Consider the following 14,760-nt stretch of genomic DNA (forward strand, 5'->3'; position numbering starts at 1 on the left):
TGGCGGTTTCAGGGGTGGGTAATGCGTTTCACGAATGCCAGCAGATCGCGATTGAAGCGTTTGGGCGTTTCCAGGAAGGGCGCATGACCGGTATCGGCATATAACTTGCTGTCGAGGCTCGGATTGAAACTCTTGGCTCTCGCGATCGTCGCTTCGGGTTTGATCAGCGCGTCTTGCGCACCCGAGATGAAAAGCAGCGGTACGGTGGCATTGCCTAGACCTTCGGCCGCAGGGATCGTCATCGACTGTACCGAGCGCTGCATATCCCACGAGGCGATCGCCGCGTTGGCCAGCAGGCGGTCCAAGATTGCCCGATCGGGCTGTTGATGGAAACAGAGCCCCAGGAAGGTGCGTTCGGCATCGAGATGGGTCTTCAGGTTGGCGGAAACCATGTCTCGATAGACGTCCGGGTGCGGTTGGATTTGATCCGGCTTGAGTTCGACGACACCGTCGACATAGACCGCGCCGGTGATATCGCCATCTCCATAGGCCGCGAGATAGTTGGTCATCACGGCGCCACCTAGGGACCAGCCGACCAACACGGGTTTCTGGATATCTCGAGCTTGGATGATGGCCGCTAAATCGTCGGCCCAGCGGCGCCCTTCAGTATAAGCGCTGGCCTCGGCCGGCTTGCCAGACTGGCCGTGACCCCGTAAATCGTAAGTGATCAGCCGATGCTGCTGCAGGGCGGGGTCCTCCAACTGCTTTTCCCAATTCAGATGGCTCCCCAATAGTCCGTGGATGAAGATGATCGGCGTACCCTCGGGATTGCCGGTTTCCTGGACTGCTAGATCAACGCCGTCCGGGGCCTTGATGCCGTATGTCCTGACGGTGTGATTCTGTATATCGGCCAGAGCGGCTGTTGAAACGGCCAGCCAGAGCGTCGCAAGCACGAGTGATGCGAGGGGGCGCGTCAGAAATCTTGGAAACATATCTCGTTCCTTGATTGAGGGGTACCCGGCACAGCTTCCGGGCTTACACTAGCGTCAAGGTCAAGAAAAAAGAGATAGCCTCCCGCCATGTGCGTTATGAACCAGGGAAAATGCCCTCCAGCGACGATCTCCATCGGCGAGCTGTCCGAACGAACCGGCGTCAGTCGACGGGGGCTACGACACTACGAGAACGAGGGGCTTCTGACGTCCAGGCGAGCGGATAACGGCTACCGGTGGTTTCCGGAAACCGCCGTGACTCGCGTGATTCAGATCCAGCGCTTCATCTCCGCAGGTTTCAGCCTCGTGGAAATTCGAACCTTTCCGGAATGTATGGTGATGCTGGATGGCGCGCCGCCATGCCCTGAAACCGTCGCGGCACACCGCCGGCGCCTTGCAGTGATCGACAGCCAGATGGCAGACCTCGAGCGACGGCGAACGCTGTTGAAGTCATTGCTGAAAGACGCTGAAACCACGATCTCGCCGATAGCCGGGGCGCCTGGGACGATGTGAGTGGCTGACGTCACCTAGTCGAGAACCGGCAGCGATTCATGCTTTCTTGAACCCCCGATCCGCCGACCAAGGTTTGCCCTGTTTGTGGGCAACCTTTCGCATGGCGCAGGCAATGCGAGCACGACCGGGTAAACGTCATCGATTGTTCCGAGCGCTGCCAGTGCCGGAGCCGCGGTGGATCCTAAAGGCAATCCCGCATGCGGGATTGACTTGCGTGATGGACGTGGATCACGGAAGGCGGGATGATCCGGCGAACGATTCAGGAAGGCGGTGACTCAAGGATGAAGCGAACGGGCTCATGGCAGCGGTGTTTGGCGGCGGCAGCGATATGGCTGGTATCCAGCCTGTGCCTGGCGCAGACCCAGGACGCAGACAGCGTGCAGGACTGGTACGCCATCGATTCGCTGAATAGTGGCCTGGGGAAGGCGCCGGGTTCCGTCAAGCTCAGAACGCCCCGGGAGTCGATGCGTACCTTCCGCGATCTGACCGACCAGGGCGATTTCGAGGCGGCGGCCCACATCCTCAACCTTGCCGATCTTTCCCCGGCGGAACAGCGCGAGCGGGGTGCCGAGCTGGCCCGAGAGCTCGCCGCCATCTTCCAGCGTGGCAAGTCGATCCGTATCTCCAATCTCTCCGGGCGTCAGGATGCCGCGATCGAGAATCCCACCGGCGAGAGCCCTCATGCCGGCGAGCCACGGCGCGATATCGAGCTGGCCACGCTCGAGGCCGACGGCGACACCTACGATATCCGGCTGGGGCGCTATCAACTGGATAGCGAGGAGCCGGTCTGGTTGATCATGCCGGAGAGCGTGGCGGCGATTCCCGCGCTCTATCACGAGTACGGCCCGGCGGCGTTCGAGCGCCACATTCCCGAGAGCCTCAAGAACTCCTTCGGGCCGCTCAGGCTCTGGGAGTGGATCGCGATCCCACTGGTGCTGCTGGCGGTCGCGCTGGTCGGCAAGGCGGTCTACCGGTTGGTCGAGATGATGACGCGCTGGTTGCCCTCCGGCTCGCCGAGCATCTTTGCCAAGCAGATTCGCGGCCCGGTGGCGCTGATCGTGATGTCGTTGCTGACCCAGGCGCTGCTCGATTACGTCGTCTCCTTCTCGGCGATCGCGACGACCACCCTGCGCGTGGTGCTGATCGCCATCCTGGCCTGGGGGATCGGGGCCGTCGGGCTGCGGCTCGTCGATACCATGATGCTGAAGATGACGCGTCGCCTCGCGGGCCAGATCGACGATTCCAAGCCCCGGGACGACCGCAAGCTGCTGACGACGCTCTATGCGGTGCGACGCATCATCATTCTCGTTCTGGTGACGGCGGTGACGATCTACGTGCTGGGGCAGGTTCAGCTCTTCGAAACCCTGGGGCTGTCGATTCTGGCCTCTGCGAGCGTGCTGGCGGTGCTGGTGGGTGTGGCGGGGCAGGCCGTGCTCGGCAACATCCTGTCATCGTTTCAGCTGTCGCTGGCCAAACCGATACGGGTCGGCGACCTGGTGATGTTCGAGGGGCAGTGGGCCTATGTCGAGGGGATCTTCTACACGCATATCAGGCTGCGGCTATGGAACGAGCGCCGCCTGATCGTGCCGGTCACCTATTTCGCGTCGAAGGCGTTCGAGAACCTCTCCTCCAAGAGCACGAAGGAGTACCGCAGCCTTGTGCTGACGCTGCACCTGAGCGCCGATATCGCGATCCTGCGCGACAAGTTCCTCGAGTTCGCCAAGGCCGAGGAGAATGTGATCGAGCATCACAAACTCCTGTGTTGCGTGACCGACCAGACCGGCCCGGCGCAGACCGTGACCTGCTACCTGATGACAATCGACCCGCTCTCCGGGTGGGCCGCCGAGGTGAGCGTCCGGGAAAAACTGCTGGCGTTCATCCGCGACGAGCATCCCGAGTGGTGGCCCAGGGATGTGGTCGTGATCAGCCATCGCGACATCGCCCGAGGGCACGCTTCGGGCGATGCCGACGAGCTGGTTCAATGACGCGACCGGACTCATCATCGCGGTGCCCGGCCACACTTCGTGGTCGAGATTATCGGCAAGCCTCGTCGCCGTCGCTCCATAGCCAGTAGCCGGCGCCCAACAGTGCGCCGACGATCAGGCCGGGGCCCGTTGCGGCCCCCGCCAGTATGGCCAGGTTCCAGCCGCCAGCGCCCATGGCGGCCGTCTCCACGCCGTAATGCGCACAATCCTCGTTCAGGCCGGCATACTCATGTAGTGAGTACTTGATGCCTTGTTTCACCCCGATGACCGCCAGCGCCGAGAGGTACGGGTCGCCGATGGGTGACAACAGCGGGTTGGCCTCTTCGTACCCGTGATCCAGGGCGTAGGCGGTGGTGGCGGCGTCCAGAGCCGAGCCGAGGCCCGGACCCCGCGTGTTCGCGCAGCCGGTGAGTGTGGCGGCCATGAGTGCGATTCCCATGAAGCCTATCGAGCGAATCAGTGTCGAGCGTTTGATGGTGAAATCCTCTGGTATCGCCGCGTGGCGGCATGACGGTAACGGTGGAACCATCTTCCTGGTCGATGCAGATGGACACTTCCGGTCCCATCGGAGATACCTTGACGATTCCCGATCCAGCCCTGGCTGGATCTGGTGAACCCTATCGGCCCGACAGACGACAAGCTTTAATTAGGATTTTGCTTTTTTAGCGATAGCGCTATAGGTGGTTGGCATGACGGGTTTTTTCGCAACCGTCTTTTCAATGGCAGAGAGCAACACAGGCAGCAGTGCTCATCTGGCCTGTCACTCATCGGTAGAACCGGTTTCGGTGTCGGCTTGAAGCCGAGGAGGGCCGCGAGCCACCTCGCCGGAGGCGGCTCACGGGTTTGGACTTGTCGCTCTCGGGTCTTGAACCTCTTCACAAGCGGTAGCGCGGTCGATGGCACGATGAGATTGCCGTCGAGACGGCCGGAGCTTTCGAGTAAAGGGGCGTGGTCCGCCCCAAGGGAAGATTTCCCCTTACCCGATGTTCAGAAACGCCTTCAAGTCATCCAGGTCGTTGTAGTCGTCGCTGCCGCCCTGTAGTTCATCGATCCTGGCCGCAAGTCGCTTGTCCAGAACGCCATCCGGGTGGGTGATATCGTGAAGTTCGGTCAGATAGTCCACGAAATCGTCGAACTCATCCTCGATCTTGCTATTGGCGTTGGGCGTCAGGACGTACCACTCTCCCGAGCGTTTGAAATAGATCTCGCCGTCCGGTCTCAGCCTGATGGAGGCAATGTCGACGGTATCGATGTCCTTCTTGAATTCACTGAAATGGCCCGGACTTCCCTTGTCACCGAATATCTTGACCGTTCCCGGGTTCTCGTCCCAGGCCGCAGGGGCGTCGGCGTCGAGATACTGTCGGATGGCGTCGGTATCGTTGTATCTATCGGTCTTGCCGAAGACATCGTTCATTTCATCGACGCGATCCTGGTCCAGCTCTCCATCGGGACTGGCGATGTCGTGAAGATCCGTCAGATAACGGATGATCTTCTCCCGCGTGCTCCGATCGGAGTCATCGCCTTCTGAAGTGTTGATGATCTGTTTCACACCGTCCTTGACGAAGATGACGCGTCCATCGTCCTTCAGTTCGATCGAGCCGATGTCGACGCGGTCGATGTCCTCCTTGAAGTCGCCGTAGGTTCCGGGAATGCCGCCGTCACCGAAGACCGGCAGGCCACTGGGATCGGTGCCGAGGTCGAGCTCTTCGCGTAGATCGTCGAGGTCGTTATAGTCGTCCGAGCCTCCCTGCAGCTCATCTATCTCGTCCGCCAGTTCCTGGTCCAGTTCGCCATCCGGGTGGACCATGATGTAAAGGTTCTTGAGGTAATCGAAGATATCGTTGGCATCGCTTTTTGACAGACTCCCGCGGTTTTCGGTGTCGAGTTGCCAACGGACGCCATCCTTGATGAAGCTGATCTTGCTGCTGTCGGTCGAGTCGAGTTCGATGGAGTCGATCTCGACTCGATCGATATCTTCCTGGAAGTCCTCGAACGTGCCCGCCTTGTGCTTGCCATCCTTGCCCAGCAGGAAGGGCTGTGAATCATCGAGCGCCCGTTTCAGGTCGTCGATGTCGTTGTAGCGGTCGGATTCGTCATGAAGCTGGGTAATTCGGTCGATGATTTTCTGATCGCGCTTCCCGTCGGGATGCGTGATTTCATGAAGGTCGGTCAGGTAGTCGATGATCTCCTTGCGGTCGCTCTCACCGGCTTTTTCGCCAATCAGCGGATCGATGACCTGCTTGACACCATCCTTGACGAAGATGACGCGGCCGTCGTCGGCCAGCTCGATCGAGCCCACGTCGACGCGATCGACGTCTGTCTTGAAGTCACTGGCCGTACCGGGGTCTCCGTCGTCTCCAAAGCGAGGCAGGCCCGAAGGATCCGGTGTGCCCTCGCCGATACCGGCGTCATGATCGTCGTCCCAGTCATCGAACCAGTCGTCGGAAATATTGCCGTGCTCTTCGACGTATTCGGTGAAATCCTCGTACTGCTCCGGCCTGGCTTCCCACATGGGCTTGTCTTCGGGGTAGAGGTCGTCGTAACGACTGGAGCCGTGGTAGTAGTTGTATTCGTAGCGGGCGTGGAGCACGTAGTTGAGCTTGTCGCCCCAGTCGTCCTCGGTGACGCCGAGCCCGCTCCAGGTCTGGAAGTCGTCCAGGACTTCCGCTTTCTTCTGATCCTGCTTCTGCTTGGCGATCACGCCGGTGACGATGGCGGCGATGGCGCCGAAGCCGACGCCGGCGATCCCCAGCGCGCCCGAGGCCACGCCCAGCGCCGAGGCGGTGGCCGGCCCCGCGATCATGCTGGCCAGTTGGGTCCCGGCCATGCCGGCGATGCCCACGCCCCCGAGTAGCTGCATCGAGGCCGCGGCGTATTCGCTGGGCAGCGCATCGGGGTTGTCGCGTAGCTGGTCGATCGACATGGCGCCGAGGGCGATATCCAGGATACCGCCGGCGCCATCGGCGATGCCGCCGACCGTCCCCATCACCGAACCCACGATCCTGAGCTTGCTGGGGGTATCCATCTCGCTCGGATCGAGCCCCATGTTACTGAGCCGGTCATCCGCCATGCCCATCACGCTGGCGCGGCTGTCGGCATCCAGATCATCGAGATTGTCGGCCAGGCTCTGGCCATTGTTGCTGCCCGCGCTGGAGATGCGCTCGTTGGGATCGTTAAGCGCCTCTTCCAGGCCAACGTCGGCATCGTCGGGGAGGGGGACGAAGCGGGCACCATCACCTTCACCGCTGGCGATCTCGTCGAAGAAGCGCTCGACGTCGTCGGCCCAGCCCGGCGCAAGGTCCGGCGTATCCAGTTGCGGCGGGGTTGCGGAGATCGCCTGGCGCTGGCTCTCGAGGGATTCCAGTTCGACGACGTCGGCTTCCGGTACCGAGACACTCTCCGTCGAGTCCGGGAAGTGTTTGACGAACGCTTCCCGAAGTTGATCGTTGTTCTCGAGACCGAGCCGTGTCGCCATGCCGGGCTTGTTGAGAGTGTCCTGGAACAGTTCATACGTCTTGGCGCCGGCCAGCGCCATGGCGGGAGAGGTGGCCACGGTGATCAGCAGCAGTCTTGCTGCCGCCAGGCGATCTTCCGTGGTCTCCCCCATGTTCTTGTTCAGGGTGTAGATCGCGGCGGTGGCGGTGAGGATGCCACCCATGCCGGGTAGCACGCCGTTCTTCATGCTGGCCTGCAGCAGCGCGGCCGCTCCGTTTCTCACCCCGGTGGGCAGGTCGGGGTTGTTCTGGCCGATGACCTGGGAGATTCGCGACGAGACATCCTTGATGTCGAACTTGCCATTCTCCTTGAACGACCCGAGAACCGCGTTGGAGGCGATCTTGACCGCCGCCTTGTAGCTGTCCAGCCCGCGCTTGACGTCGTCGGGCAGGTCGCCCTCGCCGTTCTTGAGGTAGTTCTGGACGGTCCGGTCGGAAAAGGTAATGCCGAAGATGGAGGAAAACGTGCCCTGCAATCCCATCTGTACCTGATCGTTGACGGCCGTTTCGAGGGCTTCGTCGGAATAGTTTCCCTCTTCGATCACGCCACTGATCTCGTCGATCAGCCCTTTGTCGAGTATCTGGCTGCGTACTTCGCTGGCCTTGTCGCTATCCAGATAGTCCAGCGTCTTGATGTCGTTGGCGAAGCGGGTCTTGGCGGCGTCGTCGCCCAAGCCTTCGAGCATCTCCAGATACTCGGAACTCATCATGGTCTCGTGGACGCGATGGGTCAGGCCGGACTTGTCCTTGATCTTGTCGACCGCGCCCTGCATCAGGTCGTCGACGCCGGAGACGACGCTCTCGTTCTGGGACACCTCGGCGAGCTTGCTGGCGATCTCCTCCTCGTCGAGCAGGCCGTAGGTGCTCGCCTGATCCATGATCACGGAGTTCGGCAGGGTCGGCTCGGTATCGCCCGGCCACGGAAACGCATCCTTCTGGGTCTGGTAGGGCAGGATGCCGTAGCCATTGACCAGGGCGGACTTGGCCTGAAGCAACTCGTAGTATTGTCGACGAGGGTCGTCGAGATCCAGGTCGCTCCACTCTTCCTTCATGGTGTCGTTGAACAGCTCGCCAACCGTCTTGCCATCCTCGGTCGTCTTGGCGTTCATGACATCGGTCGCTTCCGACTCCTCGACCTTGACCTCGATATTGTTATCGGTCTGGCTGATCTCGGTACCTGCCAGCTTGTTTTCCAGCACCGAGTACTTGAAGGGCGATAGATGCTCGGAAACGGCGTAAGTCTCGCCTTCATACTTGAAGGTGATGGTGGTGGCGTCTTCACGGTTGGGTTTCAGGTTGCTGACGGGGGGGAGCCCGTCGTCCTCTTCCACCACATGCCAGCTCTTTTCCTTGGCCTTGGCTCTGAACGACTCGAGACTCGGATTTTCCTTGTCGGACGCTTCGCTGTCGCTCGACTTGCGGGAGAGCGACTCTTCGACACTGCGAGGCGTGACGACAACTCCTGAAACGGACATGGCGGGGCTCCTGGTTATTATTCCCGTCGACTCTCAAGTGGCCGGTTTTTTCGGGCATCGCAGGTGCGAGATCGGTAGACGCCTGGACCTGCTGAAAGACATTCGTGATGTGAGTGACCCCTAGAGGGTAAGGCTCGAATTCGCTCGATAGATCTCCCTTTGGGTTAATTTGAATGCCTATCGCGTTTTTTTATAATTTTTATTGTTTCATAAAGGTTTAAATGGGAAATGGCTTTCAACTTAAGTCGATATTTAAGGCAGGCGAGGTAGCGGTCATAAACTAGACGTCGATCGTTTGACGAATAGTCAGGTTTGGGTCGAAGGTTCTGGGCCTGCACTCCCTACAAACCTAAGTCGTGCTGTCAGAATGGACGCATATGAGTAAGCTCCCTGCTGGCCCTCATGAAGAGCACCCGCATGGAACACGACTTCTGGCAGACCCGATGGAAAAACGATCAACTCGGTTTCCATCTCTCGTTCGTCCATCCCATTCTCAAGCGCAACCTGTCGCGGTTCAGTCTCGCTGCCGACGCGAGGATCTTTTTGCCGCTATGTGGCAAGACGCTGGATATCGGCTGGCTGCTGGAGGCGGGGTACCGGGTGGTCGGCGCGGAGCTGAGCGAGATCGCGGTTGGCCAGCTTTTCGAAGCACTGAAACTGGTCCCGGACATCTCCTCATGGGAGGGCGGTCAATATTGGCACGCCGGTAGATTGACGATCTTCCAGGGCGATATCTTCCGCCTCGGCGTCGACGATCTGGGGCCGGTCGACCTGGTCTACGACCGCGCTGCGCTGGTGGCCTTGCCACCGTCGATGCGTGCTGCCTATGCCGCTCAGCTCCTGGCGTTGACCCACGCCGCGCCGCAGCTGCTGATCACCTTCGAGTACGATCCGGCGGAGAAGGCGGGGCCGCCATTTCCGGTGTTGCCAGAGGAAGTGGCCGATCATTACGCCGGGAGTCATACCATTACCGAACTGTCGCGCAAGGACGTGCTCGAATCGTCGCTCAACTTCAAGGAGGCTGGCGTCTCCCGATTTGTCGAAGTGGCGTGGCAGTTGATGCCGCGTTAGCTGTCGTCTCGGCGAGGGCTGGCGGCCGGGGGCGTCGCACAGTCGTCGGTCGCCGCGGCGTGCATGCTGCTGCGCAGCGCGTCGTCGCGAACTTCGAGAATCTCGAACAGTCCCAGCGCTTCGAGTGCGGGTCTCAAGGTTTCGATACTGTCCGCTGCCCGTTGGCGCTCGGCATCTGTCGTCAGCGGATCGAGCCACACGCTGGCACTCGCCAGGAAGGCACCCACCGTGCCCTTGCGAATGCTGATGCCATCACGTTCGATATGGTCCTGTTCATCGGGGAGCAGGTCTTCTGGTCGCATGCATTGTCTCCGGTCGAGGCGTGGTATTCGCTCACGATAGAGGGTATCGAAGTGTCATGGATAAGCGTTGAAGGCCATTCGATAGCGCAGAGAGGCCAATCTTGATGCGCACGCCCATGCTCGATCCCTCCCGTGCGGATAGCTCGGAAGGCCCCCCGGTGCTGGTGGTGGCGAGAAGTGACGGGCAGGGGCGCACGACGCCTCGTCATACGCATGCTCGTGGCCAGTGGCTGGGGACATCGAAGGGATTGATCACGGTCGACGGCGACCACGGTCGCTGGGTGGTGCCCGCCACCTATGCGATGTGGGTGCCGCCGCATGTGCCCCACGGCATGTCCTCTCATGGTGCCTTCGAGGGCTGGAGCGCCTATGTGGCGCCAGCGCATGGCGTGCTTTTTCCGGCCACGCCCTATCTCTGTCGGATGTCGCCGCTGTGGCGCGAGATGGTGAGGCGGCTAGCGAGTGATACCCGCGGGCCAGACGACCCGGCCCATCGTCGTCTCGCGCTAGCACTGCTCGATGAAGCCTGCGCGGCTCCCCACGAGCCGCTGGGCTTGCCGTATCCCGGCGACCCGCGCTTGCGTCGTGTCGCCGACGCCATTGCAAGATGCCCGCAGGATGAGCGGCGGCTGAGTGAGTGGGCCACCTGGGCTCATGTCTCCACGCGTACGCTGTCGCGCCGCTTCGTCACGGAGACCGGCTTTACCCTGACCCAGTGGCGCCAGCGCGCGCGGCTGTTGCGCTCGTTGGAACTCCTGGCCTCGGGGGAGACGGTACAGAGCACGGCGCTGACACTGGGCTACACCAGTGCCAGCGCCTTTATCGCCCGCTTTCATGGCGTATTCGGCTGTACGCCGGGGCGCTACGCTGCCGGTGAGCCGATACACGCCAGCTTGGCCACACCCAGTGGCATGGCCGGCGCGACAGTCGACTCTGCGGATCAATAAGCCCCGGCGCCGTGTCAGTCCAGTGTACCCAGCGCCTCGTCGATGATCGCCAGCCCCTGTTCTGCCTCGCCGGGGGTGACGACGCACGGCGGCACCACGTGGATGCGGTTGGCGACCACGAATGCCAGCAGGCCACGCTCCATCATCGCCTGCTTGAGCTTGCCGACCTTGGCCGCGGCCAGCGGCGTGCGGCTGTCGCGATCCTCGACCAGCTCGATGGCGTGGAACACCCCCAGGCCGCGCACTTCGCCGACCTGGGCATGGCGCTGGGCCAGGCGGGCGAGGCCGGGGCTGAGCACCGTCTCGCCGATCTGGCGGGCGTTGTCGACGATACCCTCTTCCTGCATCGTCTCCAGGGTGGCGCAGATCGCCGCCATGGCCAGCGGATGGCCGGAGTAGGTCAGGCCGCCGTAGAACATCTCGTCGTCGAAGTGGTGGGCGATGCGCTGGTGGACGATCACGCCGCCGGCGGGCACGTAGCCGGAGTTGACGCCCTTGGCGAAGGTGATCAGGTCCGGCACCACGCCGAAGTGGTCCAGCGCCAGCCAGGCGCCGGTGCGGCCGAAGCCGGCCATCACCTCGTCGAAGATCAGCACCAGACCGAACTCGTCGGCCAGCGCACGCACGCCGGCCAGATAGCCCGGCGGTGGCACCAGCACGCCGGCGGTGCCCGGGATGGTCTCGAGCAGCAGCCCGGCGATGCTCGCCGGCCCCTCGCACTCGATCACCCGGCGCAGGTGGTGCAGCGCGCGCTGGCACTCCTCCTCCTCGTTGCCGGCCCAGAACTCGCTGCGATAGAGCCAGGGGTTGAAGAAGTGCACGTGGCCACGCGCATACTCGTTGGGCACGCGGCGGAAATCCCCGGTGGCGGCGATCGCCGAGCCGGTGCCGCCGTGGTAGGAGCGGTAGGCGGAAAGAATCTTGTCGCGGCCGGTGACTGCGCGCGCCATGCGGATGGCGTTCTCGTTGGCGTCGGCGCCGGCGTTGGTGAAGAACACCTTGGCGAAGCCGGCCGGGGCGCGTTCGAGGATCTTCTCGGCAGCGCGCCCGCGCATCCAGTTGGCGTGGGCGGGGGCGATGGTGGTCAGCTCGTCGGCCTGGGTCTTGATCGCCGCGATCACCCGCGGGTGCTGGTGGCCGATATTGGTGTTGACCAGCTGGCTGGAGAAGTCGAGGTACTCGCGGCCGTCGTAGTCCCAAAGCCGGCAGCCTTCGCCGCTCTTGATCACCATCGGATCGAGCGCGCCCTGGGCCGACCAGGAGTGGAACACGTGGGCGCGGTCGAGCGCCTTCACCTGCTGATTGTCGATCGAGTGCATGGGGAATCCTGTTATGTCACATGGTGTCCGAGGCGCTGCGCTCACAGCGTTGGCATGGTGTACTGATTGGTCGCTTCCCGCAGACCGGAGGGCCAGCGCGCAGTGACCGTCTTCATGCGCGTGTAGAAGCGCACGCCGTCGGCACCGTGCACGTGCAGCGCGCCGAACAGCGAGCGCTTCCAGCCGCCGAAGCTGTGGAACGCCATGGGCACCGGGATCGGCACGTTGACCCCGACCATGCCGACCTGGATCTGCTCGCAATACTGACGCGCGCTGTCGCCGTCGCGGGTGAAGATGGCGGTGCCGTTGCCGAACTCGTGGTCGTTGACCATCTTGACCGCGGCGTCGAAGCTCTCGGCACGGGCGATCACCAGTACCGGGCCGAAGATCTCCTCGTCGTAGATGCGCATCCCCGGCTTGACGTGGTCGAACAGGGTGCCGCCGATGAAGAAACCGTCGCCCTCATGCTGGAGCTGGCGACCGTCGCGCACCAGCTCGGCGCCTTCCTGCACGCCCTGCTCGATATAACCGCTCACCTTCTCCAGGTGCGCGCGCGACACCAGCGGGCCCATGTCGTGGTCCGGGCCGTCGGTGATGCTCGCGCCCACGCGCAGTTCGTCCAGCCGTGACAGCAGCTTCTCGCGCAGCTTCTCGGCGGTCTCGTCACCCACCGGCATCGCCACCGAGATCGCCATGCAGCGCTCGCCGGCACTGCCGTAGGCGGCGCCCATCAGCGCGTCCGCGGCCTGGTCGAGATCGGCATCGGGCATGACCACCATATGGTTCTTTGCCCCGCCGAGGGCCTGCACGCGCTTGCCGTGGGCGGAGGCGGTGGCGTAGACGTACTCGGCGATCGGGGTCGAGCCGACGAAGCTCACCGCTTGCACCCGCGGGTCGGTGAGCAGGGTATCGACCGCCTCCTTGTCGCCGTTGACCACATTGAGCACACCGTCCGGCAGCCCCGCTTCGCTGAACAGCTCGGCGATGCGCAGGGTGGCCGAGGGGTCCTTCTCCGATGGCTTGAGCACGAAGGTGTTACCGGCGGCGATGGCGATCGGGAACATCCACAGCGGCACCATGGCCGGGAAGTTGAAAGGGGTGATGCCGGCGCACACGCCGAGCGGCTGCATCATCGAGAAGGAGTCGATGCCGGGGCCGACGTTGAGCGAGTGCTCGCCTTTCTGCAGGTGCGGCATGCCGCAGGTGAACTCGACCACTTCCAGGCCGCGGGTCAGCTCGCCCTTGGCGTCGGAGAAGACCTTGCCGTGCTCCTGGGAGATCAGGCGTGCCAGCTCGTCGCTGTGCTGCTCCAGCAGTGTCTTGTAGTTGAACAGAACTCGGGCGCGCCTGAGCGGGGAGAAGGTCGACCACTGCTCGAATGCGGCTTGTGACGAGGCGATCACCCGCTCGACGTCCGCACTGGAGGCCAGCAGGACCTCGCCGGACTGGGCGCCGGTGGAGGGGTTGAAGAGCGGGCTGGTGCGCGTCGAGTCCAGCGCGGCGTGCTTGCCGTCGACGAAATGAGTCAGCGTATCGGACATGTGATCTCGATCCTTTGGGTATCAATCGGCGATGGGAAATCTCGGGTACGGCGCCTTGGCGAGCGCTTGTCCCTATGGCCAGGGTCCAGATTGAGGCTGGAGGGTAGCGTCAATAAATTCCTGTATGCTTAATTTCACTAAACGCTTTGCTTAACTTTTCCCATCGCCCGCCGTTGTTCGGCCGTCAGGGCGTGGGCAACGACAGGTACCGCCATGAGTCCACGCAAGATCACGTTGATGGGGCAGTTGGGGGATGTGGATCTGCGCCTGCTGCGGATATTTCGCAAGGTGGTCGAATGCGGTGGTTTCTCGTCGGCGGAGGTCGATCTCGATATCAGCCGGGCGGCGATCAGCATGGCGATGAGCGACCTGGAGGCACGTCTCTCGATGCGGCTTTGCCAGCGTGGCCGCAGTGGTTTCCAGTTGACCAGTGAAGGGCAGGCGGTGTTCGAGGCCACCATGCAGCTCCTCGCCGCCGTGGAGGACTTTCGTACCCGCGTCAACGGGCTGCACTCCAGTCTGACCGGCGAGCTCAATATCGGGATCACCGACAATCTGGTGACGCTGCCCAACATGCAGGTGACCGAGGCGCTGCGGGCACTCAAGGCGCGTGGCGACAACGTTCACATCAATATCCGCATGACTCCGCCCAACGACATCGAGATGGCGGTGCTCGGCGGCAGCCTGCACGCGGGGGTGGTGCCGGAACTCAAGCGCGTGCCGGGGCTCGACTACCTGGCGCTGTACGAAGAGCAGTCGGCGCTCTATTGCAGCGACCGGCATCCGCTGTTTGTATGCGAGGCGCCGAGCGTGGACGAGATCGCCGGCTACGACGCGGTGGTGCCCTCCTATGCCCAGACGCCCGAGATCAAGCGCGTGCATGAAGCGCTCAAGCCGATGGCCTCGGCCACCGACCGCGAGGGGGTCGCCTTCCTGGTGCTCACCGGCAGCTATCTCGGTTTTCTGCCCACCCATTTCGCCCGGCGCTGGAGCGATCACGGGCGCATGAAGCGGCTCGCGCCCGATACCTTCGAGTACGCCACCCGCTACTACGCCATCACCCGCAAGGGACGCCCGCCCAACCTGGTGCTGGAGAGCTTTCTGGAGGAGCTGCGATCTCTGGTGGAGGCGTTACCCCGCGATGAGCAGGGATCCGGCTGACATTCATGATGATATGCGCCGGC

Annotated in this window: 11 protein-coding genes and 1 pseudogene; 6 read left to right on the forward strand and 6 right to left on the reverse strand. The window is 62.6% G+C overall.

Annotated features, from left to right (window positions below; translation table 11 throughout):
* Positions 1-8: 8 nt before the first annotated feature.
* On the reverse strand, positions 9-932 hold the full coding sequence (locus tag DOM56_RS07220) for an alpha/beta hydrolase (protein WP_110708163.1): 924 nt from the start codon (positions 930-932) through the stop codon (positions 9-11).
* A gap of 96 nt (positions 933-1,028) precedes the next feature.
* On the opposite strand from DOM56_RS07220, the gene DOM56_RS07225 reads away from it, so the two are divergent.
* From DOM56_RS07225 to DOM56_RS07235, 3 genes and pseudogenes are all read left to right on the forward strand, one after another.
* Positions 1,029-1,442 carry a MerR family transcriptional regulator gene (locus DOM56_RS07225; protein ID WP_110708633.1) on the forward strand — a complete coding sequence of 138 codons (414 nt, stop codon included), beginning with the start codon at positions 1,029-1,031 and terminating at the stop codon, positions 1,440-1,442.
* Between the two features lie 71 nt (positions 1,443-1,513).
* A pseudogene (locus DOM56_RS19920) lies at positions 1,514-1,627 on the forward strand (DUF2256 domain-containing protein); the annotation flags it as partial.
* Positions 1,628-1,723: 96 nt separating this feature from the next.
* The gene (locus DOM56_RS07235; RefSeq protein ID WP_110708164.1) at positions 1,724-3,427 is read left to right on the forward strand and encodes a mechanosensitive ion channel domain-containing protein; all 1,704 of its coding nucleotides are present in this window, start codon (positions 1,724-1,726) and stop codon (positions 3,425-3,427) included.
* A gap of 49 nt (positions 3,428-3,476) precedes the next feature.
* Here the strand turns inward: DOM56_RS07235 and DOM56_RS07240 are convergent, their stop codons facing one another.
* Positions 3,477-3,851, reverse strand: a complete 375-nt coding sequence (locus DOM56_RS07240; protein ID WP_157958179.1) for a hypothetical protein — start codon at positions 3,849-3,851, stop codon at positions 3,477-3,479.
* Between the two features lie 552 nt (positions 3,852-4,403).
* Positions 4,404-8,396, reverse strand: a complete 3,993-nt coding sequence (locus tag DOM56_RS07245; RefSeq protein WP_110708165.1) for an MgtC/SapB family protein — start codon at positions 8,394-8,396, stop codon at positions 4,404-4,406.
* A gap of 417 nt (positions 8,397-8,813) precedes the next feature.
* Here DOM56_RS07245 and tmpT point away from each other — a divergent pair, with 417 nt between their 5' ends.
* On the forward strand, positions 8,814-9,467 hold the full coding sequence (gene tmpT / locus DOM56_RS07250; RefSeq protein ID WP_110708166.1) for a thiopurine S-methyltransferase: 654 nt from the start codon (positions 8,814-8,816) through the stop codon (positions 9,465-9,467).
* On the opposite strand, the gene DOM56_RS07255 is transcribed toward tmpT, so the two are convergent.
* Entirely contained in the window at positions 9,464-9,769 is a 306-nt protein-coding gene (locus DOM56_RS07255) for a hypothetical protein (RefSeq protein WP_110708167.1), read from the reverse strand. The two genes, tmpT and DOM56_RS07255, sit on opposite strands and share 4 nt — an antisense overlap.
* Before the next feature lie 104 nt (positions 9,770-9,873).
* Here DOM56_RS07255 and DOM56_RS07260 point away from each other — a divergent pair, with 104 nt between their 5' ends.
* Positions 9,874-10,716 (forward strand): helix-turn-helix transcriptional regulator, encoded by an 843-nt coding sequence (locus DOM56_RS07260; protein WP_110708168.1) that lies wholly within the window; start codon positions 9,874-9,876, stop codon positions 10,714-10,716.
* A gap of 14 nt (positions 10,717-10,730) precedes the next feature.
* On the opposite strand, the gene DOM56_RS07265 is transcribed toward DOM56_RS07260, so the two are convergent.
* Complete coding sequence (locus DOM56_RS07265) at positions 10,731-12,035, reverse strand: aspartate aminotransferase family protein (RefSeq protein ID WP_110708169.1); 1,305 nt, start codon at positions 12,033-12,035, stop codon at positions 10,731-10,733.
* A gap of 41 nt (positions 12,036-12,076) precedes the next feature.
* On the reverse strand, positions 12,077-13,576 hold the full coding sequence (locus DOM56_RS07270) for a CoA-acylating methylmalonate-semialdehyde dehydrogenase (RefSeq protein ID WP_110708170.1): 1,500 nt from the start codon (positions 13,574-13,576) through the stop codon (positions 12,077-12,079).
* A 213-nt stretch (positions 13,577-13,789) separates the two neighbouring features.
* Between DOM56_RS07270 and DOM56_RS07275 the strand changes: the two genes are divergently transcribed.
* Positions 13,790-14,737, forward strand: a complete 948-nt coding sequence (locus tag DOM56_RS07275; protein ID WP_110708171.1) for a LysR family transcriptional regulator — start codon at positions 13,790-13,792, stop codon at positions 14,735-14,737.
* The last annotated feature ends 23 nt before the right edge of the window (positions 14,738-14,760 follow it).

The sequence above is a fragment of the Salinicola sp. CR57 genome, from assembly GCF_003206585.1.
Lineage (GTDB): Bacteria > Pseudomonadota > Gammaproteobacteria > Pseudomonadales > Halomonadaceae > Salinicola > Salinicola lusitanus.

Excerpts from the sequence above, each read along its gene's own strand:
- tmpT (WP_110708166.1), top strand. The coding sequence starts at position 8,814 with ATGGAACACGACTTCTGGCAGACCCGATGGAAAAACGATCAACTCGGT.
- DOM56_RS07225 (WP_110708633.1), top strand. The coding sequence starts at position 1,029 with ATGAACCAGGGAAAATGCCCTCCAGCGACGATCTCCATCGGCGAGCTG.
- DOM56_RS07240 (WP_157958179.1), bottom strand. The coding sequence starts at position 3,851 with ATGGCCGCCACACTCACCGGCTGCGCGAACACGCGGGGTCCGGGCCTC.
- DOM56_RS07245 (WP_110708165.1), bottom strand. The coding sequence starts at position 8,396 with ATGTCCGTTTCAGGAGTTGTCGTCACGCCTCGCAGTGTCGAAGAGTCG.
- DOM56_RS07275 (WP_110708171.1), top strand. The coding sequence starts at position 13,790 with ATGAGTCCACGCAAGATCACGTTGATGGGGCAGTTGGGGGATGTGGAT.
- DOM56_RS07255 (WP_110708167.1), bottom strand. The coding sequence starts at position 9,769 with ATGCGACCAGAAGACCTGCTCCCCGATGAACAGGACCATATCGAACGT.
- DOM56_RS07265 (WP_110708169.1), bottom strand. The coding sequence starts at position 12,035 with ATGCACTCGATCGACAATCAGCAGGTGAAGGCGCTCGACCGCGCCCAC.
- DOM56_RS07235 (WP_110708164.1), top strand. The coding sequence starts at position 1,724 with ATGAAGCGAACGGGCTCATGGCAGCGGTGTTTGGCGGCGGCAGCGATA.
- DOM56_RS07260 (WP_110708168.1), top strand. The coding sequence starts at position 9,874 with ATGCGCACGCCCATGCTCGATCCCTCCCGTGCGGATAGCTCGGAAGGC.
- DOM56_RS07220 (WP_110708163.1), bottom strand. The coding sequence starts at position 932 with ATGTTTCCAAGATTTCTGACGCGCCCCCTCGCATCACTCGTGCTTGCG.
- DOM56_RS07270 (WP_110708170.1), bottom strand. The coding sequence starts at position 13,576 with ATGTCCGATACGCTGACTCATTTCGTCGACGGCAAGCACGCCGCGCTG.